The 24,900-nt window shown below is 44.2% G+C and carries 19 protein-coding genes; 8 read left to right on the top strand and 11 right to left on the bottom strand.

Features of this window, described 5'->3' with window-relative positions:
* Window positions 1-55: 55 nt before the first annotated feature.
* From SNE26_RS19890 to pafA, 7 genes are all read right to left on the bottom strand, one after another.
* On the bottom strand, window positions 56-1,336 hold the full coding sequence (locus SNE26_RS19890) for a replication-associated recombination protein A (protein WP_321555646.1): 1,281 nt from the start codon (window positions 1,334-1,336) through the stop codon (window positions 56-58).
* 560 nt (window positions 1,337-1,896) lie between these two features.
* On the bottom strand, window positions 1,897-2,241 hold the full coding sequence (locus tag SNE26_RS19895; RefSeq protein WP_321555647.1) for a four-helix bundle copper-binding protein: 345 nt from the start codon (window positions 2,239-2,241) through the stop codon (window positions 1,897-1,899).
* 153 nt (window positions 2,242-2,394) lie between these two features.
* The gene (locus tag SNE26_RS19900) at window positions 2,395-3,519 is read right to left on the bottom strand and encodes a DUF6515 family protein (RefSeq protein ID WP_321555648.1); all 1,125 of its coding nucleotides are present in this window, start codon (window positions 3,517-3,519) and stop codon (window positions 2,395-2,397) included.
* Window positions 3,520-3,668: 149 nt separating this feature from the next.
* Complete coding sequence (locus SNE26_RS19905) at window positions 3,669-4,241, bottom strand: thiamine diphosphokinase (RefSeq protein ID WP_321555649.1); 573 nt, start codon at window positions 4,239-4,241, stop codon at window positions 3,669-3,671.
* Window positions 4,242-4,386: 145 nt separating this feature from the next.
* Window positions 4,387-4,776: a hypothetical protein gene (locus SNE26_RS19910; protein WP_321555650.1), complete on the bottom strand. Its 390-nt coding sequence runs from the start codon at window positions 4,774-4,776 to the stop codon at window positions 4,387-4,389.
* A gap of 5 nt (window positions 4,777-4,781) precedes the next feature.
* The gene (locus SNE26_RS19915) at window positions 4,782-5,405 is read right to left on the bottom strand and encodes a thiamine phosphate synthase (protein ID WP_321555651.1); all 624 of its coding nucleotides are present in this window, start codon (window positions 5,403-5,405) and stop codon (window positions 4,782-4,784) included.
* Between the two features lie 105 nt (window positions 5,406-5,510).
* A complete protein-coding gene (gene pafA / locus SNE26_RS19920; RefSeq protein WP_321555652.1) occupies window positions 5,511-7,190 on the bottom strand; it encodes an alkaline phosphatase PafA in 1,680 nt (559 codons plus the stop codon).
* Window positions 7,191-7,466: 276 nt separating this feature from the next.
* On the opposite strand from pafA, the gene SNE26_RS19925 reads away from it, so the two are divergent.
* Both SNE26_RS19925 and SNE26_RS19930 read left to right on the top strand, forming a co-directional pair.
* Window positions 7,467-9,002 carry a carboxylesterase family protein gene (locus SNE26_RS19925; protein WP_321555653.1) on the top strand — a complete coding sequence of 512 codons (1,536 nt, stop codon included), beginning with the start codon at window positions 7,467-7,469 and terminating at the stop codon, window positions 9,000-9,002.
* A gap of 577 nt (window positions 9,003-9,579) precedes the next feature.
* Entirely contained in the window at window positions 9,580-10,653 is a 1,074-nt protein-coding gene (locus SNE26_RS19930; RefSeq protein ID WP_321555654.1) for a serine hydrolase domain-containing protein, read from the top strand.
* A gap of 58 nt (window positions 10,654-10,711) precedes the next feature.
* Here SNE26_RS19930 and prfH read toward each other — a convergent pair whose 3' ends face one another.
* The 3 genes from prfH to SNE26_RS19945 are packed head-to-tail and all read right to left on the bottom strand — an operon-like array spanning window position 10,712 to window position 13,494.
* The gene (prfH, locus tag SNE26_RS19935) at window positions 10,712-11,326 is read right to left on the bottom strand and encodes a peptide chain release factor H (protein WP_321555655.1); all 615 of its coding nucleotides are present in this window, start codon (window positions 11,324-11,326) and stop codon (window positions 10,712-10,714) included.
* Window positions 11,326-12,726 (bottom strand): RtcB family protein, encoded by a 1,401-nt coding sequence (locus SNE26_RS19940; protein ID WP_321555656.1) that lies wholly within the window; start codon window positions 12,724-12,726, stop codon window positions 11,326-11,328. Before SNE26_RS19940 ends, prfH begins: the two co-directional genes overlap by 1 nt.
* Before the next feature lie 12 nt (window positions 12,727-12,738).
* The gene (locus SNE26_RS19945) at window positions 12,739-13,494 is read right to left on the bottom strand and encodes a hypothetical protein (RefSeq protein ID WP_321555657.1); all 756 of its coding nucleotides are present in this window, start codon (window positions 13,492-13,494) and stop codon (window positions 12,739-12,741) included.
* A gap of 547 nt (window positions 13,495-14,041) precedes the next feature.
* Between SNE26_RS19945 and SNE26_RS19950 the strand changes: the two genes are divergently transcribed.
* Together SNE26_RS19950 and SNE26_RS19955 are read left to right on the top strand one after the other, a co-directional pair.
* The gene (locus tag SNE26_RS19950; RefSeq protein ID WP_321555658.1) at window positions 14,042-14,233 is read left to right on the top strand and encodes a hypothetical protein; all 192 of its coding nucleotides are present in this window, start codon (window positions 14,042-14,044) and stop codon (window positions 14,231-14,233) included.
* 108 nt (window positions 14,234-14,341) lie between these two features.
* Window positions 14,342-16,051 (top strand): sodium:solute symporter, encoded by a 1,710-nt coding sequence (locus SNE26_RS19955; RefSeq protein WP_321555659.1) that lies wholly within the window; start codon window positions 14,342-14,344, stop codon window positions 16,049-16,051.
* A 97-nt stretch (window positions 16,052-16,148) separates the two neighbouring features.
* Here the strand turns inward: SNE26_RS19955 and SNE26_RS19960 are convergent, their stop codons facing one another.
* Entirely contained in the window at window positions 16,149-17,003 is an 855-nt protein-coding gene (locus SNE26_RS19960) for a DUF2911 domain-containing protein (protein WP_121232564.1), read from the bottom strand.
* Between the two features lie 393 nt (window positions 17,004-17,396).
* Between SNE26_RS19960 and SNE26_RS19965 the strand changes: the two genes are divergently transcribed.
* The 4 genes from SNE26_RS19965 to SNE26_RS19980 all read left to right on the top strand — a co-directional run bounded on the left by SNE26_RS19965 (window position 17,397) and on the right by SNE26_RS19980 (window position 24,892).
* Complete coding sequence (locus tag SNE26_RS19965; RefSeq protein WP_321555660.1) at window positions 17,397-18,584, top strand: class I SAM-dependent rRNA methyltransferase; 1,188 nt, start codon at window positions 17,397-17,399, stop codon at window positions 18,582-18,584.
* A 447-nt stretch (window positions 18,585-19,031) separates the two neighbouring features.
* On the top strand, window positions 19,032-22,205 hold the full coding sequence (locus SNE26_RS19970; protein WP_321555661.1) for a TonB-dependent receptor: 3,174 nt from the start codon (window positions 19,032-19,034) through the stop codon (window positions 22,203-22,205).
* A 13-nt stretch (window positions 22,206-22,218) separates the two neighbouring features.
* Window positions 22,219-24,129, top strand: coding sequence for a RagB/SusD family nutrient uptake outer membrane protein (locus SNE26_RS19975; protein WP_321555662.1), 1,911 nt, complete (start codon window positions 22,219-22,221; stop codon window positions 24,127-24,129).
* A gap of 13 nt (window positions 24,130-24,142) precedes the next feature.
* A complete protein-coding gene (locus SNE26_RS19980) occupies window positions 24,143-24,892 on the top strand; it encodes a DUF3823 domain-containing protein (RefSeq protein ID WP_321555663.1) in 750 nt (249 codons plus the stop codon).
* The last annotated feature ends 8 nt before the right edge of the window (window positions 24,893-24,900 follow it).

A 24,900-nucleotide genomic window follows, 5' to 3' on the forward strand; every position in this document is an offset into this window, starting at 1 on the left:
TTGGTCAAATCGTTATATGATATTAACTAACAGGCTCTATAAATCAAAGCTTAAGTTAGTATTTATACCTGTCGCCCCAAAGTTTTCTTAACTTTTCTTTTGATTCGTTTTCGCGCGCATTGTTACCTGGATCGTAAATCTTTGTACCGCGGATAGCATCCGGCAGAAAATCAAGATCGGTAAAATTGCCTTCGTAGCTATGGGCATATTTATAGTCCTTACCATAACCTATGTTTTTCATGAATTTGGTTGGGGCGTTACGTAAGTGCAGGGGCACGGGCAAATCGCCGGTTTGACGCACCAGTGCTATGGCTGCACCAATAGCCGTAGTGGCCGAATTACTTTTAGCCGATGTTGCCAGGTAGATAGCCGTTTGCGATAAAATAAGCTGCGATTCGGGCATGCCTATTTTATTTACGGCCTCAAAGCAGCTTTGTGCAAGCAGTAACGCGTTGGGATTAGCGTTGCCAATATCTTCGGATGCCAGGATCAGCATGCGCCGGGCTATGAAAAGCGGGTCTTCGCCGCCTACTATCATACGGGCCAGCCAATAAACGGCACCGTTAGGATCAGAGCCCCGCATGGATTTTATAAAGGCCGAAATGATATCATAGTGCTGCTCACCGGTTTTATCATACAGCGCCATATTTTGTTGTACGTGCTCCAGTACAACCTCATCGGTCAGTATTATTTCAGGCGTATCAAAAGCGTTTACCAGCAGCTCGAAAATATTGAGCAGTTTGCGGGCATCCCCTCCCGAAAGGCGCAATAAAGCCTCATGATCTTTGATGGTGACGCTTTTTTCTTTCAAAGCCACGTCTTCTTTCATGGCTTTGTTGAGCAAATCGATCAGATCTGTTTCAGAAAGGGATTGTAAAATATATACCTGGCATCGCGACAGCAAAGCCGAGATCACCTCAAAAGATGGGTTCTCAGTAGTGGCACCTATCAGTGTAACAATGCCCCGCTCTACAGCGCCTAATAATGAATCCTGCTGCGATTTGGAAAACCGGTGGATCTCATCGATAAATAATATCGGCAATATTTCGCCTTGTTGTTTTAACAGGGATGCTTTTTCAATCACTTCTCTTACGTCTTTTACGCCCGAGTTGATGGCACTTAAAGCAAAAAACGGACGAAATAATGACTGTGAAATAATATAAGCCAAAGTGGTTTTACCTACTCCCGGCGGCCCCCAGAATATCATCGACGGTAATGAGCCCGATTCGATAGCTTTCCGTAAAACAGCCCCCGGCCCAACAAGGTGTTTTTGCCCAACATAATCATCAAGCGATTTGGGGCGCATACGTTCGGCTAATGGAGGAAGGTTGTTCATAAAAGTAAAATTCAGAAAAGAAAACGCTAAATCCTAAAAAAATTAGTAAAATAGTATTTATGCTTGAGCAGGAGTTTCAACATCCCCTCTTGAGATGGGGCGCGGAGGAATGAGCGGTAGCCGGGATGTGTTCTGCGGTAGACTTATCAAAGCAGAAACACACCCCTCCGCCCCTCTCAAGCTACAGTGTGTACACATCTTTTAAATAAAAGAAAATGTCATTTCGATTGAGCAGGGGCGGGCTAAGAAGTGGGGCGAAAGAGAAATCTTCTACATCAGGCTCTACAATCATACTTATAAAAGCAGGGCGTAGAAGATTTCTCCTCACCCCTGCGCGCGAATTCTCCCACCAGGTTCGTTCGAAATGACATTTTTTTCAATTATTGATAGAATTTAAAAGATGTGTACACACAGTAGCCTCTCAAGAGGGGAATCGCACGTTCCCTCGCTTTTTTTATTCCTTAAGTTGACGGCTACCGTAATAGCACGGCCCTTCGCTTCTTATTTCTTAAATAGTTGTATTGACTGTGCGGTAACGAAAAGGAACCAAATGTAATTCCTCAGTCCTGCGTAATTGGCTCATGGTGCGCATGACAGGCTTCGGCGCAGGCGAGGCATGCTTTGGCGCATTCCTGGCAGTGATCGTGGTTATGCTTGCCGCACGCGGCGGCGCAAAGGCGGCAAATCTCCTCGCATAACACCAGGTATTGGTGAGCAATAACAGAATCCCTTTGAAGTAAGCGGGCGGCCTGGGTACAGATATCGGCGCAGTCGCGATCAAGGCTGATGCAGTTGGCCATCATTTTAACATCCTCTTCGTGCAGGCATGCAGTAGCACAGTGTTCACAAGCGAAGGCGCAATCCAACAACTTTTGGATAATGGCCCGGTGATCATGATTTTGCATATTGGTGGGTTTTAAGTTTTATTTAATATAATACCCTTAGCAGTTAAAAAATGTTTGCATTAATTTAAACTGCCTACTTGAGAGCCTACGTTAACAAAAAAGGCCGCCTCCATTAAGGAAGCAGCCTTTACATATATATTGAATTTTTATTAATTACTGTTGGTTAGGGTTTTGGTCACTGTTATTATCTTCAGGGTCATCAGATGGAGTGCCTACAATTTTGTAAGCTTTATTGTCGCCATCCTGAGTTTCCTGGTAATAATAACCATCCGGAGATACAAACAGCTTTTCGCCATTGATCTTGATCTTTCTGCAATCCTGCGGCAATTGAGTTACAATGTCACCAATTTGCGGGCCCTGATCAACATTGCTGCCATCGCCGTTGCCCTGATCGGTAGTTAATTGGCCATCTTTACCTGCAATAACATAAACAGTTGAGCCGTCATCTTTGGTATATGGCTGGTAGTAAACACCATTTAGCTCGTAATACTGCTCACCATTGATCATGATAGATTCAGCACCTGAAGGCAGGGTTTTAATCTCGGCCCCTATTGGAGGCTCAACAACGGTGTACTGGTCATTGTATTGACGATAGTATAAACCATCACTGTAATAGTATTGATAATCTCCCCACCAAAATGGATAGTAGCCATATGGCAAGAAACCAATGCTAAAACCTAAACGTGGATAATAGAATGAATTGTAGTAGTTACGGTATGGATAGTAATAGTGATTGCCAAAGTAACCGCCACGGCCACCATAATGGTAAGTGCCAGGATAAACCCTGCGACCACCGTATGCGTATGAACCGCCTCTGTAATAACTACCGCGACCACCATTGTAAGCGCGCCTGTCTACAGTAGTATAACTGCGGCTGCCATTATATACGGTACGGCCGGTGCTGCCATAACTGCGTTGTGGTGCTACAGATGTGCCATTCGGCCTTACCGCGTAACCACGACCGCCACCATAGCTGCGTTGTTGAGGAGCGCCCACGCTGCTGCGCGAGTCGGTGCCATAGCTTCGCTGAGGGGCTGCTATAGCAGTACGTGTACTGCCATTAAATGAAGTTGACGGGCGGGAAAAACTACCACCAGAAGGACGGGAAAAACTACCGCCTCCGCCACCACCGCCACCTGACGGTCTTGAACCGCCGCCGCCACCACCACCGCCGCCACGAGAACCGCCGCCACGTTGTGCATCAGCATTGAATGCCAGGGATAAGCTCAACAAGCCCCCTAATGCAATTGTTAATAGATTTTTATATGTCCTTTTCATGATGAAAGATTTTTTAACAGATCAGCATGGTATTTTTGCTGATATAAATATATAGACTATTAAATGTTTAAACGGTTTAACGCGTTTTTAATTATTTTTCACTCAAAAAGCGAACCAATACTATCCATACGTACCTGCTATTGTTTTCGCTACTCCAGATCCTCGGCAATAAACAAAAAAGCTTGCTCAAATTGCAGGGTGAAAAAACCATCGTGCGTGGTTTTATACCTGTTATTGCCGCTGGCTTCAAGCCCGCTTATTTGTAAGCCTGAAGGATGCGAAAGTAATTCAATGAACTCGCCTGCCGGTTTCCACTTGCTGAAACCCGGGTTAACCGGGTAGATCTTTTGCTGCTCCCTGAAAATCACCAGGTTTATTTTATCAGCATAAAACAAAAAATCTTTCAGCTCCAATACATCGGTAATTACATTAACCGCCGGGTAATTATGCATTACCAGGTATTTTAAAGCGGCACTTGCTGCATTGTCATCCCCCGCAGGCATCACCTTCACGTCCGACTGCAAATCATCTATACCGCCGTCGCTTATTATCCAGTCAACCTTGATGCCCGAAGCGTCCAGCTTTTCGGCGGTATCGGTGGTGCAAATCACGGTCGGACTCCACTCCAGCAACTGCCCCAGCATTTCCTCATCAAAAGTATCCATGCTTAAAACCAGTAAAGCAGGCTCCTGTTTTTCGCGTACTATATGATGTGATGACATTGCTAATGTAGATGGAACAGATGAATATTAAATGAAAATATAAAGATGGGGTTTTTATTGATTGGTGAAACCTAATCAAATGTTTTATGACGGTAGAATAGTACAAGAGGGGGCGCCTTTCTGAATTAGTAAAGATTCTAACGTTTTATTGTTGATATAAGTAGGCCCTTATTCGCGGTGTAACAGGAAAACCATCATCTTCATTATAATACATGGAGTCTTCCAATGACCAGTATTTTAACAATGCCATATGTTCATGTTTTTCAGAATCCAGTAATTCCTTTATAGAAACCCAATAAAAATCGTCCTCATCAGGATCATATTGTAGTAATTGATCATAGGAGGCCATTATTAAAGCTAAAAAGGCTTTTCTAACTGATAGCGAAAATTGATACGCTTTGAAGGTTCCTAAAAATTCACTTAATCTTGCCGGATCGGACAGTTCAAGATCCCAATCTTGTTCATCACCCTTTGCAGGTAGGTTTAATAGTTTATTGAGATAGTCGATATCCTCTTTATATAAAATATGCATCATGGAATTTAATACATCTTTCTGTAAAACTCCTTAACCTTTGCAGCCGGGTCGGCAGCCATATTTATTGCCGATGACACTGCTATACCGTCGATGCCCGTTTGAAGCAACGGTTCTATATCGTCTACCTGAATGCCGCCAACAGCTATTACAGGGATTCCTATACTCAACTTTTCCAGTTGGCGATATCCGTTAAAACCAAGCGGGTGCCTCGCAGGCTCTTCTGTATTAGTGGATGCAAACGGACCATAGGCGTAATAATCAACCACGCCGGTATTTTGCAGCTTTAACAACTCGCCGGTATCTGCGGCAGATACGCCGAGCGTTTTATCCGGGCCGATAATCTTGCGGATACTGGACAGATCAGCGTCAATATCATCTATGTGTACACCCTGCGCGTCAACCCGGTCGATCAGGTCATAATGATTGGCGATAATGAGGGTTGCACCCCAGTCGTCGCAAATTTCGGCTATCTCGTTTATCTCATCAATCAGCTCATCTTCGGGTTTGGTAAGGCAGCGGTATTGTATCCAGTTTGCGCCCGCACCGCAAGCCATCTGCACCTGTTGTACGTGGCTAAAACCAGGCAGGTCATGTGTAAGATAATGAAATTTAGAAATGTACTTTTTCATTTTTAAATCCGAAAATTTGGCCGAAATATAAAGTCCGAAAAACTACAAAGAATCTTTCGGACTTTAAAAACTTCCCGGGTTAGGGGCGTCAATATTATTTCAACATTATTTCAAAACTTCGCTGATAGTTTTACCTACGCTGCCATCAGGGGCTTGGATATGCAATAACGATGCTACCGTAGCCGAAATATCTGTCATGTGTGTTTGGCGGGTAAGGCTGCCATGTTTAATGCCCCAGCCCATAAATACCAGCGGAATGTGCGAATCATAAGGGTTCCAGGTACCGTGTGTGGTACCTGTAGGCCCGCGGTCGTTTGTGCCATGACCGGTATACCACGCCGGTTTCAGGATGATCTGGATAGCACCGCTATGCTCAGCATTATAACCATTGATGATCATGCTGCGAAGCTCATCGGGAATGTTGGCTTCCTGTACTTTTTGCAGATCGATTGCATAGGCAATGCCCGGCTGCTTTTTCAGGTATGCGATACAATCTGATTTTATGGCGTCTTCGCTAACGCCTGCTTTGGCAAGAGCTGCATTATTAAAGTTAACCTGGTAATTATCCATACTGATGATCAGGTTATTCACTTTGTATTTATCGCTGATCATCGTGTTCATTTCTTTTGCAGCTTTGCCATCGTCCCAAACACCGGCAGGGATGTTATGATCTTTCAAAAAGTTAGGGTTGTGGGCGGCACCATGATCGGCACTCAGGAAAACTGAGTAATTGCCTTTGCCTACTGTTACATCTAAATAATTGAAAAACGCGGCAAGGTCCTGGTCAAGCCTTAAATAAGTATCTTCAACCTCAACCGAGTTAGGGCCAAACTGATGACCGACATAGTCTGTTGATGAAAGGCTCACCGCTAAAAAGTCGGTTACGGTATTTTTACCCAGTTTTTCGCCTTCAATAGCTGCTTTAGCCAGGTCAAGCGTCATGGTATTGCCGAAAGGCGTTGAACGGATCATGCCGATACGGCCTTTGTATAATTCAGATGTTTTAACTGGTAGAGTTGGCGTAGCGGCGCCGGCAAACTTACCTTCATAACGGTCGCTGTTATCAGGCGCACTTTGTATATAAGTATTGATAGGGTATAAAGGGTTCCAGTCCTGTTTCAGGTATTTTTCAGCAATTTTTTGATTATTGAAGGTTTTAACCCATGTAGGCAGATCATTCATGTAATAGGTACTGGTGATCCAGTTGCCGCTGGCATCATCAAACCAATAAGCAGCGTTGGCCGAGTGACCCGCAGGCAGGATCCCGCCGCGGTCTTTCAACGCTATACCGATAACTTTTGAGCGAAAGTTGGTGGCCAGCCTCAATTCGTCGGTAACTGTGCTAACTAGTAGGTTGCGGGGCGACATTTGCCCTGCTTTTGAAGTACTGCCAACAGCTACAACTGTACTGTCGTCGGTACAATACATGGATTTGCCTGTAGCCTGGATAATAAAATCATTACCTACTATGCCATGTATAGCGGGGATAGATCCGGTATAAATACAGGTATGCCCCGCTGCAGTTACCGTAGGGATATAGTCGATGCTGGTATTTTCGCAGGTAAAGCCTTCATTAAGCATGCGTTTAAAACCACCGGTTTGGTAACGGTCATAGTAGCGGTACAGGTAATCCCAGCGCATTTGGTCAACCACCACACCCACAACCAGTTTTGGGCGTGGAATTGATGCTGATGCCGAGGGGGCTGTTGTAGTTTTCTTTTTTTGGGCCGATACCGAAACGGTAGCGAAAGAGAGGGAAATAAGCAGCAGATGTTTAAACTTCATCGCGAAAAATAAATTTAATTGCGCCAAATATCAGCAAAGCATTTAAAATGCAATATGATGTTTTTGTTAAGTGTGGGGATTGTTACAAAGGGTCCCCTCTAAACGGCGTAGCCCTCATAAGCGCTAAAAATAAACCCATTGCGAATAATCCCCCCCGGTTGGGGAGAATTTTAAGCCCTCCCTTCCGGGGAGGGTTGGGTGGGGCTCTCTGCTAAAACCTTACAAATTGTCCAAAACTTCGTAAGTTTAACAAACCAATCATTAAACCTATAATCAATGAAACACATTCTTTTATTGCCGCTTTTGCTGCTGGCCTGCTCTGTCATCGCTCAAAATAAAAATCTTGATGTTGTTGCTACTGATGCAGGTAAAGTATCAGGCTTAACTAATCAGGCGGGCGATGTGCATATTTATAAAGGCATTCCCTTTGCTGCGCCGCCTGTTGGAGATTTGCGCTGGAAAGAGCCGCAGCCCGTAAAACCCTGGGAGGGCGTTAAAAAATGCACCGAATTTGCAGCCAGCCCAATGCAGGGCAAGCCGGATCCCTTTGGTGTTTACACGCGCGAGTTCCTGATCCCCTATGAACCCATCAGCGAAGATTGCCTGTACCTGAATATATGGACAGCCGCAAAAACACCGTCCGAAAAACGACCTGTATTAGTATACATTTACGGTGGTGGTTTTGTAAGCGGCGGCGCGGGCGTGCCTATTTATGATGGCGAGGCAATGGCTAAAAAGGGTGTCATATTTGTAGTTATCAACTATCGGGTTGGGATCTTCGGTTTCTTTGCCCACCCGGAGTTAACCAAAGAGTCGTCGCATAATGCTTCGGGAAATTATGGTTTGATGGATCAGCTTGCTGCATTGAAATGGGTAAAACAGAATATAGCGGCTTTTGGCGGAGATCCGGATAAAGTTACAATAGCCGGGCAGTCGGCAGGGTCAATGAGTGTAAATTGTTTGGTAGCATCACCATTAGGCAAAGGGCTGTTTAGCGGCGCAATTGCCGAAAGCGGGGCCAGCTTTGTTAGTCCGCGGGGAGCCGGCGGGTTGCGGGAAGCTGAGGAAAACGGGGTTAAAACAGCTACGGCTTTAGGTGCAAATTCCATTGCCGAACTCAGAAATAAACCTGCTGCCGAACTGGTTGGCAAAGGCCAGAGCCGCCCGGTTATTGATGGTTATGTTTTACCCGAAGCGATAGCGGATATTTTTGACGGGCATAAACAAAACGATGTACCGGTACTTACCGGCTGGAATGAGGACGATGCCTTTGTGGGCCCTCCAAAAACAGCCGAAGATTATAAAAAAATGATAGCAACCCAATATAGTGCCGATGCTGATGAGTTTTTAAAACTATACCCTGCGGGTTCGGATCAGGAAGCCGCTACATCACAGATCCGGATCAACCGCGATCAGATCTTCGGCATGCAGAATTATACCTGGGCCAATGTGCAGAGCGAAAAAGGGAAATCGAAAATTTATGTTTACCGCTTTACCCGCCGCCTGCCTGCCACTGCCGATTTTGTTAAATACGGCGCTTTCCATACCGGAGAAGTTGCTTATGCCTATGATAACCTCAAATTCCTGAACCGCCCATGGGAGCCTGTTGATCGGCAGTTGGCCAATACCATGAGCGCTTACTGGGCAAACTTTGTTAAAACCGGTAACCCGAACGGGAAAGGCATACCTGCCTGGCCTGCTTATACAACAAGCGAAAATAAAATAATGATCCTGGGCGAAACGCCGGGAGCGAAGACTTTGCCTGATAAAGCCGCTTTGGATTTTATGGTGAAGCGCGCAGGCGGAAAGTGATACAGGATTTAGGGATAATTTAACTGGTTTGAAAATTAAGGGCAGCTTTTAAATCAATTGGCAGCAGGAGGCACCTACGGAGCCAATACTATTCGACTTTTTGTTTAAAAGTCAGATTGGCTCAGTGCTCCCGTTTTGAGTATGATTTCCCAAATGTAATCTCCATCACAACCTACCCGTTACATAATTAAAATGGGTGTCATGCCGAGCCCCTCGAAGCCCGGCGGGCAGGGCCTCTGCACGCGACCCTTCAACAGGGGCTACCCATGACATAATAAAAGACGGTCATGCTGAACTTGTTTCAGCACCCCACTCGCTAAGCCGCGTGCTAAGCAAATCGCCTACCTATCCCGTGGGATCCTGAAATAAATTCAGGATGACGGGCGGAGAAATGTCATATCTCCTTCAGAGGCCGCGGCTTTTACTCAGCATGACAGGCCGTCTTTGCTTAATGTCATTTCACCTTCAGAGCCCGCCGGATTTAAACATTCAGTATGTCATATACTTCCCCACCTGAAAAATACTGCAATTGTAAGTTAGCGTATTAATGCCTAATTTTCTGATCTGCAAATCACAAATGAAAAAACATCTTTTAAACCTATTCCTATCCTTAATAATATCAACAGTTTACGGCCAGCATAAAGCCGTTGATAAAGTGCTTGATTCCTGTATCAAAAAAAGAAACTTTAACGGCGTAGTTTTAATAGCCCAAAACGGCAAGCCTGATTATTTAAAATATACCGGTATAGCCAACAGGCATTATAATATCAGCTTCTCTCCAAAAACAAGGTTCCAGATTTTCTCTGTTACAAAAACATTTACGGCTGTACTCATTATGCAGCTATATGAGCAGGGTAAGATCAATCTTGATTCAACCATATCAGCATACTATCCCGAGTATAAAGGAGAAGCATCACACAAAGTAACCATTCGCAATTTGCTTACGTACAGCAGCGGTCGTTATTTGAAAGAAATGGACCCTAAATTTATTCCCGAAGCTTACGATCAGAATTTATGGCCGGTAGATACCTTCATTAACAGGTATTGCTCCGAAAAACTGATTGATACACCGGGAACAAAATTTAATTACAGCAATGGAGACTTTATTTTATTAGGCAGGATCATCGAAAAAATTTACAAGCAGCCATTTGATATTATCTTGAGAAAAAAGATCCTGGCCCCGCTTAAAATGAACAATACCAATTACCTGCACCATGAAGATATTGTCCCTAACCTTGATGAAGGTTATTACAACAAACCAGGCAGTGTGGATTCTTTAATTATGCCTACTTATCATTACATTGATAATCATTTCTCAGCAGGGGCCATGTATTCGACACCGCAGGACCTGCTCATTTTTGACCAGGCCATATTTAACCATACACTGTTAAAAAAAGCTACTGTGGATTTGATGCTGACATCCTATCCCAAACTTGGCGATGTGGCTTTTGGTTTTTGGGTATACCCGCGCAAAATAGGAAAATCTAATACCATTTTTGCCGAGCGGCAGGGCGGAGGATACGGAAATGAATCAAACTGGGTGCATTTGATAGATAAAGGAATAACGCTTATTCTGCTTTCCAATACAGAAACAGCCGATTTAAATAAAATGCGATTGGATTTACTGGATGCTTATTTAAACTACAAATGAAAGCATGAAGAACCTTACGAGGTTTTAAAAACCTCGTAAGATTAAATTATTCTGTTTTTTAAATAAGCGGCAATTTTATAACCTTAACAGGGTTGCCTCGCTCAAGCGAATGGTGTTCCAACCATTGGCTTTGCTGCTGATCCATCAGTTTACCGGCCTGCAGCGCGGCTATCCGGGCTTCGAGCCGGATTAGGCACAGCTTTTTATTTTGCAATTGTGAGCGATTGTCCATCACGGTAACCTGTATACCTGTAGGTTTATGAATACCACGTACGGCTGTTTCAACCTTGTTTACGTTTTGCCCGCCCGGGCCTGATGAACGAATGGTTTCAAATCTTACTTCAGCATCATTAAAAAGTGTTTGTTCCGGAATATCAAATACTTCCACGCCAACGAACCAGTTTTTGCGTTTATGAGCCGGGCGGAAGGGGCTTTGCGCAACCCACTGCACCGTTCCCCACCATTCTTTTATCAAAGCGTCGGGATTTTCTGCTTCGGTCATTAATGTGGATGAAAGGAGTGTGCCGCTTTGTAATCCCGGGATATCTTCTGTCACAGATATGGTTATGTTTTGTGCCCGCGCCTGTTTCAGGATCAGGTCCCGAACTTTAACAACAACAAGGCAACATTCGGCCGGGCCTTTGCCCGCCGTAATTTGTATAATCTTTTTCATTATTCTTTGTCCATTCTTACTGTGTGCGGGTAAAACTTACCCTGTACTTCAATTAATTGTTGCTGAGCCGCTATTACCGTTTCGATATTTTTATAAGCTGATGGGTTTTCCTCCAAACTACCGTCGATAAGCGTTACTCCGGCCTCGGTCAGCATTTTCTTCATTGCCGAAGCCGTTATATTTTCCCGGGCTTCCCTGCGGCTCATAGCCCTCCCCGCCCCGTGCGCGGCAGATTGTAAGGCACTGTCATTTCCTTTGCCCATTACCAGATAAGCAGGTGTAGCCATGCTGCCGGGGATAATCCCCAGTTCGCCCGCATGTGCGGGTGTGGCACCTTTGCGATGGATGATCGCTCCTGTGCCATTAGCCAGTACATCCTTCCATGCAAAGTTGTGGTGATTTTCCACTTTGGCCAGTGCTTTTAATCCTAATGCTTTTAAAAGGTTAGTGTGGATACAGTCATGACATGCCTTTGCATAATCGCCGGCAAGAGTCATGCTGAGCCAGTATTCCTGCCCCGCTTCGGTATTAAGGTCAAGCCAGGCCAGCTGCTGCGCTTCGCGCGGAAGTTTGCAGCTGTCCATAGCTATTTGCGTATAATGCCGGGCGATATTTGCTCCCAAACCCCTGCTGCCCGAGTGCGACAGCAAAGCCAGGTATTGTTTTGGCGGCAGATTAAGAGTGTTATCTTCATAAAGCTCCATCAGCCCAAAGTCCACAAAATGATTACCGCTGCCCGATGAGCCTAATTGCTTAACTGCCTTGCCATGCAGCTTTTTAAGCAATTGGGTTTGATTAAACACCAGGCTGTCCAGCACCTCGTGATATTGCGGTGCACTTAATCCACCATCAATACCAAAATGGGTATGATCATTTATAGCCTGTTTTATTTGGTGGAGGTAACGTTTTAAAAAGCGCTCATCAGCATCAATGATGGATAAAGCCATTCTGCAGCCAATATCCATACCCACCCCGTAAGGGATCACCGCGTTTTTAACAGCAAGTACGCCACCAATAGGCAAACCATAGCCACAATGTGCATCAGGCATCAGTGCCCCCTGTAAACTAACCGGGAGCTTAAGTGCAAGCTCTATTTGTTTTATGGCGTATGGCTCAATACCGGCTTCACCAAAAATGGCTAAAGGCGCGCGTTGCTCCTGTAATTCATAAGATACCGCCACAGGTTCATTTGCTTTGCAGATGAATGTTCTGGCTATTTTGCCGGTTATTTCATTGTTTAAATAGATATCAGGCTGCTGCCGGATACCTGTTAATAAGTTCATCACCTCTGCTTTGCTATAATGTTTGAAGTGTTTCGCTATAATATTCACAGCCAGGCTGCGCTGCTTATTACCGGCGTAGCCTATCTGTGTTAATTCTTTTGTTTTTAAATTGCCCATATGGGTATTGTTTTAATAGTCGAAATATGCCTCTTTTGAGGTGTACTTCGGTTTGTTTTTAAATTCGTTAATGTATTTGGGTTGTTCGAAAAAAAGGGTCTTCCAATATTTGTAAGTATTACCGCGCAATATTTTATTTATATGCGGCCACAGGTTGTAATTCATGATGTGGTTGTCAATTTCACCAATCTGTTGTTCCAGTAGTTCGTCGCTGAGTTTTACCTGATAAATGAAATGAGGCTTAATAGCCAATTCAAACCGCCATGGTTCTGTGAACACAAACCTTACTTCCCAATCTCGGTATAGTTCGTGCCATATTTCTTTTCGTTCAAAAAGAGCTTTTTCTTCGTCGGTAAGCATCATCTTATTCACGCGCCAATTGTACGGACTGAAATCCCTCAGAAACTGAGGCCGGTTTAAATATTCGTAAGTCATTCTCCTCTTTTTCTTTACCTGAAATGTTTCATCGTAGTGGTAAACAGGGGAGTTTATTTTACTCAGTAACGTTTCAAAGAAATCGGCCTTAGAGCCACGCTTTTCTTTAGCTGTTAGCACAAATTCTCGTTTCCAACCCTTTCGATATGGTTTTTCGAGGGGAATCCATGGCAGCGCATTTCTTTCTGAGTTTAGTTTATCCTGGAGTTCGTTAATTTGGATCAGTTTTTTATCAAATGCTTCTTTAACCAATCGCTTTTTTCTCCGTGCCGATTTTAAACGGTACGGCAAATCATGTATGTCCATGGGACTGTACGTGTTTAGTTTTGCCAAATCTGTTATGATTTTCAAAAATTCATCCCCGGGTTAGGGATCTACCCATTTTAAAAAGTGCGACCAAAGCCTTAACATGGAAAAAATCCGCGGACAAACAACACCTGTTGCCGGTTAAAACACCGGTAAAAACGTTTAAATAAAAACAAAAGAATTGCTGTCCACCTGTTAAAGGTGATGCACTAATGGGATATGGATGAGATACTCTGTAGCATAGTCCTTAAAATATTAAAGGGTTAACAATTAAGGAATTGCTGCAAAGATGCAAATATTTTTTAATTAAAAGAATTCATATAAACAAGAATGAAAATCCAATGGGCTCCGCGGAGAAAACAAGATCTCCTTCACGTTATGCTAACCTCGTTTTCAATAGCCCCGCGGGATAGTAGCTAATAGATTTTGCTACGGGCCTAAATAAGAATAGGCGCAAACCATTCCCGATTTGTCATCATTATGAACTTTCAAAACCGCACAATCCTTTTACAAAACAAACTTTGGTAAAATTCAATTAATCACCTATTTTTGTCGCAATCATATACATAACATCATGGGACACCATAAAGAAGAAAAAGAAAACTTTGATTACATATACTATTTAGTAGGATTAATCTCTGGCTTATTTGTAGGCGGTATTATTGAAAAAGGCTTTACCTGGATTTTTATAGGTGGTGTTTTAGGCTTGTTAACTGCTGCTGCATATATCGCCGTGTTAGTTCGTGGCCGCAATGAAGAGGCCTGATCCTGACCTGCCTTCATTTATAAAAAATTGGAACCAGTTTTACGGCATTGTTGCCGCATGGCTGGTTTTTTTAGTTTTAGTATTCTGGCTCATTACCAAATTCTTTGAATGAGTTTAACCGACTGGATTGTTTTAGGCCTTACCTTATTTTCTATAGTGCTGTATGGCATATGGAAAAGCGGCAATAATAAAAATATCGACCAGTTTTTGATGGGCAGCCGCTCATTGCCCTGGTACCATGTGGGCTTATCGGTAATGGCCACGCAGGCAAGTGCCATCACTTTTCTTTCGGCACCAGGCCAGGCTTATTCAGACGGGATGCGTTTTGTGCAGTTCTACTTTGGGCTACCCCTGGCCATGATCGTACTTTGTATCACCTTTGTTCCCATTTTCCATCGCCTTAAGGTTTATACGGCATACGAGTTCTTAGAGCAGCGTTTTGATCTGAAAACCCGTGCACTTACATCGTTCCTGTTCCTGGTGCAGCGGGGGCTTTCAACCGGGGTTACCATTTACGCTCCGTCTATCATCCTTTCAACCATATTAAATATCAATACGGTTTACACTACACTGTTTATTGGCGGGTTAGTAATTGTTTATACCGTTTATGGCGGCAGTAAGGCTGTGTCATACACCCAGCTATTGCAGATGAGCATTATTTTTACGGGGATGTTTTTGGCAGGAGTACTGGTGGTTTACCTGTTACCCGGCAATGTAAGTTTCATGAGCTCGCTCAAAATGGCGGGTAAAATGGGCCGCATGAACGTGATAGACTGGAAATTTGACCCGGATAATCGTTATACAGTTTGGAGCGGATTGATCGGGGGTTTCTTTTTACAGCTCTCCTATTTCGGTACCGATCAAAGCCAGGTTGGGCGTTATTTAACCGGCAGCTCGGTAGGGCAAAGCCGGTTAGGATTGATCATGAACGGCTTGATCAAGATCCCGATGCAATTCCTGATCCTGTTGATAGGTGTACTGGTATTCGCGTTTTACCAGTTTAACCGCCCGCCAATGTTTTTTAACCAATACGAGGTTAAGCAGATCAAAAGCAGCAATTATGCCACACAATATAATTCCCTCGACCAGCAGTATACCCAGGCTTTTGAGCAAAAGAAGATCAAAGCCAATGAGCTGGTAAAAGCTATCGACAGTAAAAATGAAGAAAGTATTGACCGTGCGCAAAACCAGTTAAAGATAGCCGATAGCAAGGCCCATACCATCAGGCAAAACGCCATTGAACTGATGAAAAAGAACAATCCCAAGGCCGACGATAATGATACCAATTATGTGTTCCTCACCTTTGTTACGCAGTATTTGCCTAAAGGATTGATCGGCTTGCTGATAGCTATCATTTTCCTGGCGTCTATGGGCTCAACGGCAAGTGCTTTAAACTCGTTGGCATCAACAAGTGTGGTTGATATTTACAAACGTATTGTTAATCCAAACGCAACAGATCAAAATTATTTAAACGCGTCGCGCCTGGCAACGGTGTTTTGGGGTGTAGTTTGCATCGGCATGGCATTGTACGCCGGTCGCATTGGTAATTTATTGGAAGCCGTGAATCAGTTAGGCTCCTATATCTATGGAACTATACTTGGCGTGTTTATCGTGGCTTTCTATCTTAAAAAAATAAAAGGAACTGCGGTATTTATAGCGGCAGTTATAACTGAAGCTATCATTTGCATATTGGGTTATTATAACCTGATAGCATACTTATGGCTCAATGCAATAGGTGCAGTCCTGCTGATTATAATTGCGTGGGTGATCAATATGATGACTTCCGCTGAAGCCGTCATTACCCGGGATGCTGATTAACGTTCATTTAGATATACAATAATAAAGGGTCCGTTTTCAGAAAACGAACCCTTTATTATTAAAAAGCCCTCTCCTTTGGAGAGGGTTGGGTGAGGTTTTATTGCTTAGCCTGATCCAGCGCTTCCTGGTTCAAGCGGGCGTATTCTTCATCTTTATCGGCATTGGCCAGGGCTATACCGGCTTCGGCTGCGGCGATGGCACCGGCTTTATCACCTTTACGCAATAACAGGCGCGATTCCCATAGCTTATACCATGGGCCTTTCGGCTCAATTTTTTCAGCTTCATAAACCCAGCCTAATGCCTTATCAACATCTTTGTGGTTTTCGTAGTAATACTGTATGGCGTTGAAGTAGTATGGCTTGCGGTCGCCTTTCATCAACTCGTCGATATTGGCTGTGATCTTGGCGTCGTCGTCGGTTTCCATATGGATATATGCCGCGGTTTTATCCCAAACCAATACCAGGTCGGTTGATTTGGTGGTTGAGTTAACAAAGGCCATGGTAAAGGTTTCCCTTTTTTCGCTCACGCGGATAGGTTTTATAGTAAAACGCAGAAAATCCTGGTCTTGCTTGTAGCTGTAGGCGCCCCATTGTTTTACAACTTTATTAAGAATGATGGTCCACTCGTTTTTAGTAGGGATGCTGAATAGGGAGTAAGTACCGGCAGGTACCGGGTTGCCTTCAATAACAACTTTTTCGCTAAAGGTAATGGTAGTTGCGGCGTTAGCGCCGGTGCGCCAAACTTCGCCGTAAGGGATGATACCGCCGAATATTTTGCGGTCTTTAACATTGGGACGGGAATAAGTGATGGTTACTTTTCCTAATCCGAAATCCTGGATAATGGTTTGAGTTGAGCTGGCCTCAGGTATGCGGGGTATCTGGGCGTATGATTTTAAGCTAAAACAACAACACGCTATCAGCATGCTGAACAGGAATACGTAAGTTTTTTTCATGATTATAGTTTTCGAATCTAAGATACCAAATGTTTTAATGCAGATATTATTGTGTATGACCTAAAAATATTTTCAAGGTTTAGAAGCGATCTGTGTAAATACACAATAAATGGGCCGCATTCAGGGAAATCGCTTTTAAACGTATTTAACTATAGGAGGGCGATAGGTGAGAAATTTTTACACAAATTTTTCCGAATTAATCGAATTACACGAATTTCAAATCGACAGCAATAAAAATTCGTGTAATTCGATTAATTGTGGCTGATTTGAAAATCAATTCGTGTGAAAATTTTTGCTCTCATTTATTTATAGGTTTGATCATTTTAAGGGTCATTTCCCAGGGCGGCGTTACTGCAAAGCTAAAATTGCCAGCGCTTTATTACCTTTGCACCCATGATTGACGTTATATTAAAGAAGGGTAAAGAAAAAGCCGTACTGCAAAGGCATCCCTGGGTATTTTCAGGAGCGATTGAAAAAGTAAAAGGTAAGCCCGCTAATGGCGATGTGGTGCAATTGCTAAACACCCAGGGCGAATTTATGGCCTATGGCTTTTATAACGATCAATCGAGGGTTACTTTACGATTGCTGGAGTGGAACAAAGATGTGCAGGTTGATGAAGCCTGGTTTCGTGAAAAGGTAGCTACAGCGGTTAAAAGCAGGGATAGTATCCTGGCTAACGGCACTAATACCTGCCGGTTGATTTTCAGTGAATCGGATTATTTGCCGGGCCTAATTGTTGATAAATATGCCGGGCATTTAGCCGTGCAGGTACTTACATCGGGCATCCAGAATGTAATGCCTGTTATTATTGATGAGCTTAAAAAGCTGCTCAATCCCGGAAGTATTTCAGATAAAAGCGATAATGCTTCCCGCGCTCACGAGGGTTTGGCCGAAGCAGAGAACAAAGTGCTTGCCGGCAGTCCGCCGCCTGAACTGGTTGAAGTTTTGGAGAACAATGTAGTTTACGGGATCAATATCACCGAAGGCCAAAAATCGGGCTTTTATTGTGATCAGCGGGATAACCGCCATGTATTGGCCGTGCATACTAAAGATAAAAAGGTATTGGATTGCTTTTGCTACACCGGCGGTTTTACGCTGAACAGCCTTAAAGAAGGCGCGGCATCGGTGACCAGTGTGGATAGTTCGGCGTTGGCCATTGAAACACTGGCCGAAAACATCAGGTTAAATAAACTGGATGCAACTAAACATACAGCCATTAAATCCGATGTGAACGTGCAGCTTCGCAAATTCAGGGATGAGGGCGAAAAGTTTGATGTTATTGTGCTCGATCCTCCTAAATATGCACCATCACGCTCGGCATTAACCCGTGCCTCACGCGCTTATAAAGATTTGAACCGCTTAGGCATGCTGCTCCTTAACGAGGGCGGTTTGCTGGCAACCTATTCATGCTCTGGTGCTATGGATATGGAAACCTTCAAGCAGGTAATTGCCTGGGCCGCGCTTGATGCCGGTAAGCAGGTGCAGTTTATTTACCAGTTCCACCAGCCCGAAGACCATCCGGTACGCGCTTCCTTCCCCGAAGGTGAGTACCTGAAAGGTTTACTTTGCCGGGTGTTTTAGCCCGCCCCTACCCCCCTGAAGGGGAACTATAGCGGAAGGCCTGTTTTGCGTAACAAAACAGGCCTTCCGCATTTAATGCTGCCGCGGGTTTTCAACCCGTGGTAACCATGATTTCAGCTTTCAGCTGAACCGCATTTAATAATGTAGCTGAAAGCTTACTGTGTATCCAACCACGGGTTACGCTATCGCTGAACCCGCGGCAGCTTATATTCTTATTCTGTTTTTCTTCAATTGCCCTCATCCACTTAAAAAAGCGGTTAATTTTTGCGCGGTTAATAAAATTTTACCCGAATTAACCCCTTTTTTAACCCTTGTTTTAATACCACCCGCTATATCATTGCTGTGCCAAATGGAAAACAGGATAAATATTATGCGGGTCTAACCACCCCCGTTTAATGCTTTTGCTCTTCCTCAGGTAAGTGTTATAAACCCATTAACCAATTATTTATGTACGAAAATTTTACCAATTATGATGGGTGCCATCGCATCCGTTATCGTGCTAAAATTAAGGGAGTATTGCAATGCTGCATTACCGCTCTTTTGTTTTTAGCCATGTGTACTTCGGCTTTTGCTCAGGGCAGCAAAATAACCGGTGTAGTAAATGATGAGCACGGACAACCCCTGCCCGGTGTAAGCGTTAAGCTAAAGGGCACGCCCAATGGTACAACTACCAATGTAAACGGCCAGTTCAACATTAATGCGGAACCAAGTCAAACGCTGGTATTTAGTTTTTTAGGGTATATGCCTCAGGAGGTAGCGGTAGGCAGCCAAAAATCTATCAGCATTAAAATGCAGCCTAACGCCACTAACATGAATGAGGTGGTTGTGGTAGGTTACGGTACTCAGCGTAAAGCAACCGTAACCGGATCGGTGGCATCAGTTACCAACAGCGAGATCGTGACCACCAAGAACGAGAACGTGCTGAACATGCTTGCCGGTAAAGTGGCCGGTGTACGCATCACTCAGAATACATCCGAGCCGGGTTCGTTCAGCAACGCATTTGATATCCGTGGTTTTGGTAACCCCCTGGTGGTTATCGACGGGATTCCGCGCGATAACATTTCAAGGCTTGACCCTAACGATATCGAAAGCGTTTCGGTATTGAAAGACGCATCTGCCGCTATTTACGGTGTGCGCGCCGCAAACGGTGTAGTTATCGTTACTACCAAAAAAGGCAAAAAAGGTGCGGTTGATCTTAACTATTCCGGTACTTACGGCTGGCAGATCCCATCGTACATGCCAAAACCTGTTGGTGCAGTTGATTTCATGACCCTGGTTAACGAGCAACTTTTGCACAACGTTAATGGCGGACAGGTAAAATACACCGATGCTGATTTTGCTGCTTATAAAAACGGTTCAAAAACAAGCACAGACTGGTATAGCCCAGTTTTCGCTAACAGTGCTCCGCAGCAACAGCATAACCTGAATGCTACAGGCGGTACTGATAATACCAGCTATTTTGTGAGTATGGGTATTACCGATCAGGACGGCTTTTTCAAAAGCGGCGACCTGAACTATAAGAAATATAACCTGCGCTCAAACCTAACCACCAAAATCAATAAAAATCTTACCATTGATGTAAACCTGAGCGGTACCATCGAACAAAAAAATCAACCTTACCAGGACGCCTGGTGGATCATCCGCTCATTCTGGAGACAGGTACCTACCCAAAGCATTTATGCCAATAACAACCCGGCATACCTGAACAATGGCGAAGTTGATGGTTCAAATCCTGTTGCAATGGTCAATGCAGATGTTGATGGTTACAAACAAATCGCCAATAAATGGTTACAGTCATCAGTGTCCGCAACGTACAATGTACCCTTTGTACCGGGCTTGAGTGCTAAAGGCTTGTATAACTATGATTACTATTTTTCAAGTAACAAGATCTATCAGCGTTCATATAATCAGTATAACTATGATGCTAACAGTAATACCTACGCGCCTATAGCTAATCAAACACCAGGTTCACTCACCCGCCAGTTTTATGAAAAGCCAAGCACCCTGATGCAGTTGTCTCTAAACTATGCAAAACAGTTTAAAGGAGGTCATAACATTACAGCTTTGGCGCTTTATGAAGAAAGCGAACAAAAAGGCGATAACTTCAATGCACAGCGCCAGCTTTCACTGCCTGTTGATCAGCTGTCGGCGGGTAATGCTTTAAATCAAACAGCTACGGTTGACGGAGGCTGGCCTTATGATTTTGTAACTAAATCATTTGTTGGTCGTGTAAACTACGATTATAAATCAAAATACCTGGTTGAGTTTAGCTTCAGGGATGACGCCAACTCCAAAAACTCTCCGCTTAAAAGATGGGGCTTTTTCCCGGGTGCATCTGCCGGTTGGAGGATCTCACAGGAAAACTTCTGGAAAAACACATCGGCTCTGTCATTTATTGATGACCTGAAGATCCGTTTGTCATACGCTAAACTGGGTGATGACGCAGGTCTTAACGCTTACCAATATCTTACAGGTTATAACTACCCGGCTTCGGGCGACAACAACAGGTTGCCTCCGGGCTCGGTATTTGACGGTACTTTTGTTAACGGTGCCCAAAGCCGCGGCATAGCTAACCCTTATATTTTCTGGTATGTTGCAAAAACATACAATGCAGGTATCGACTTGCAGGCCTGGAACGGTTTGTTAGGTTTAACTGTTGATGCTTTCAGGCGCGACAGGAGCGGCTTGCTTGATACCCGCGCCGATAACCTGCCGGGTGTAGTAGGTGCCGGTTTACCACAGGAAAATCTTAACAGCGATCGTGCCCAGGGTTTCGATATCGAGATAAACCATCGTTACCACATAGGCAGCTTTAACTACTTTGTTAAAGGTACATTCGGTTATACCCGCACACAATGGATCAGTAAAGTACACTCGGCTTATGGTAACTCGCAGCTTAACTGGCATAATAATAACGATAACCGTTATAACAACATATTCTGGGGTTACGGTGCCAACGGCCAGTTTCAAAACTACCAGCAGATCCTGAACAGTCCGCAGTTTGTATCACGCAACGCGGTAGTTGGTGATTATATTTTGCAGGACTGGAACGGCGACGGCGTCATCAACGATCAGGACGTACACCCTATTGCACAAAACGTAAGTAACAATAACTACAGCGTGCCTTCAACCACATTTGGTTTAACATTGGGCGGTTCATACAAAGGTTTTGACATCAATACCGTATGGCAGGGAGCTGCCGGTATTAACGTATCATATATCGAACAATTGAATATCCCGCTATGGGGTGGTGGCAGTGCCCTATCTATGTTCATGGACAGGTATCACCCAACTGATCCTAAGGCCGATCCTTACGATCCAAACACCGCATGGACCCCGGGTACTTTTGCCCTTACGGGTACAACAGCCAATACTAACTCGCTGTCAAACATCCACAGCGCAGCTTATGTGAGGTTAAAATCTGCCGAGATTGGCTACAGCATCCCAGCCGGGGCAGCTAAAAAGGTGGGGATTAAAGGTGCAAGGATCTTTGTGAACGGGTACAATATATTAACCATCACAGGCTTGAAATATCTTGATCCTGAACACCCATCGGCCAACTACGGCTATTTATATCCTTTAGATAAAGTTTATTCCATCGGTGTAAATGTTAAACTATAATCAATTACAGATCATGAAAAAATACACATATACGATATTGGCTTTTTTACTTTGCTGGACAACGGCATGTAAAAAGCTGGATACCCTGCCCCCGAGCATTGTTAAGGACGATGACGTTTTTGCTACCGCCGCGGGGATTCAGGCCTACATGTCAAGGCTGTACAGCGAATTACCTATCGAAGATTTCAGGTACTCGCCCGAAAGAGGTTTAAATATGTTCTGGATCATCAGCCCTACGAGCGCTACCACAGGCGAAGCCCTGAGCCGTGATCAGAATAACTCCATGCAGGAAAACACAGGTCTTTCAACCTGGGGCGATTGCTATAAGGTTATCAGGGATGCTAACTATTTTGCCGAGACCCTGCCCAAATACGCGAGCAACTTTACCAACGATCAGGTAAATAACTGGTTAGGTGAAGCAAGGTTTGTGCGTGCGGCTACTTATTTTGCATTGGTTAAACGTTACGGTGGTGTGCCGCTTGTTGATAAAGTGCTTAACTATCCTGAACAAAGCATCGAGGAATTAAAAATCCCCCGTTCGTCGGAAGAAAAGATCTATGATTTTATCGGCGCCGACCTGGATTATGCTTACACTAACCTTCCTGAAACTAACCAGGCAGGCAGGGCAAGTAAATATGCGGCTGCGGGGTTCAAATCAAGGGCAATGCTTTACGCCGGTACAATAGCTAAGTACAATCAGATCACATTGGTTGATGGCAGCGGTAACAGGCTTTGCGGTATTCCGGTTGCAAAAGCGGTTACTTACTTTAAAGCAGCTTATGATGCGGCAGCATTGCTTGACGGTAAATACAGCCTATACAAAAAAGCATGGGCTGCGGGCGATAAAAACGCGCAATATCAAAACTACGTTAGCCTGTTTTTTGATGCATCGAGCCCTGAAAACATATTTGTACGTCAGTATCATTATCCTGAATCGGTACATGGTTATGATGCCTACAACGTACCACGCCAGTTAATGGGCGCTAACGGTTACTCATCAGAAGTTAACCCGACGTTAGATTTTGTGGAGCTGTTTGATGGTTTCCCTAAAAATGCTGATGGTACTATCAAAACTACAACCGGTGGTAAATACGATCTGTACACCAATACTGTGGATATATTTGCCAATGCAGAGCCAAGGTTAAGGGCAACCGTAGTTTTGCCTGGCGATGTGATGAAAGGCGTAAGCATCGAGATCCGCAGAGGTATTTATACCGGTCCTTCCGCTGGCGGCATTAGTCCGCTGTTGCCTGCTGGTTCAACTGCTCATTACCCAACTGACAATATTGTTCAATCGGCTAATGCCAGCCAAACCCCGTACAAATTACCAAACGGTACAACCATGAACCCTGCCGGTTTAAGCGGTTATTTTACAGGCGATGGAACCAACTCTGTTTCTGGCTTTTCTATCCGTAAATACATTGTACCTGATAAACCGACGTCTGAAGTATTGGAAAACCGTTCTGATCAAACCTGGATCGAGCTGCGTTATGCCGAAGTATTACTTAATCGTGCCGAGGCAGCTGTTGAGTTGAACGCCTTAGGCCAGTCGGATAAAAGCTATTTACAGGATGCCTTTACCCAGATCAACCAGATCCGTGAGCGCGCCGGTGCTGATCTTTTAACCGGTACTGCCAATTTAACTATCGACATAGTTCGTAAAGAGCGCAAAAAAGAGCTTGGTTTTGAGAACAAACAATATTGGGATATGCGCCGCTGGAGGGTTGCCGATAAGGAACAAAACAGTACCATTTACCGTACGCTGATGCCTTTCTATTCGGCTAATGACGGTAAATACTTCTTTGATGCCCGTTTAGATGAGCGTAACTCAAGATACACTTTTGATGTGCGCTGGTACTACGAGCAGATTCCGCAGGGCGAGATCCAGAAAAGCCAGAATTTAATTCAAAATCCGGGTTATTAATTTTAAGAGAGAGATGAAAAAACTATTTTATAGCATAGCATTAAGTGTATTGGTTGCCGCGGGCAGCTCATGCAAAAAGGTTGATAATTATGCCGCTCCCAACGTTACCTTAAAAGGTACTGTAACTGATGCCGGGACTGGCAAAAGCCTGCAAACAGAACAAGGTTCGGGTACCCGAATCAAATTATTGGAGATAAGCTGGAGCTCAAACCCAACCCCGTTTTATATATCCTCATTTCAGGATGGTACTTATCAAAACACCAAACTGTTTGCAGGTAAAAATGTAATTTCGGCCGAGGGGGCTTTTGTGCCATTGGTTCAGGTTGATGATGCCGGCAAGACCATTGTTGATAAAAGCCAGACCGTTGATGTTAAAGGTGTGACCACTGTAAACTTTTCGGTCGAGCCATTTTTGAGGATAGAATGGGCCGGCGATCCTGTTTTGAATGCAGACGGTACCATAACTACCAGCTTTAAAGTTACCCGCGGTACTGCCGATCCTAATTTTCAGCAAAACGTGAGTGATGTAGCCGTATTTATCAATTCAAATAACTACGTAGGCAACAATAACTACGATAACCGTTATACGCCTAAGCTGAGCGGTGACGCGGCCAACGCAACCATTGGTCAAACTGTTAGCCTTACTACGCTTGGCGGCAAACTGCCCGGTAAAAGGAGCTACTTTGTACGCGTAGGTGCAAGGGTTTCTTATGGTCTTAATTATTACAACTATACCGACGTTAAAGAGGTAAAGGTTCCGTAAAACAATAT

This window comes from Mucilaginibacter sp. cycad4 (assembly GCF_034263275.1).
GTDB lineage: Bacteria > Bacteroidota > Bacteroidia > Sphingobacteriales > Sphingobacteriaceae > Mucilaginibacter.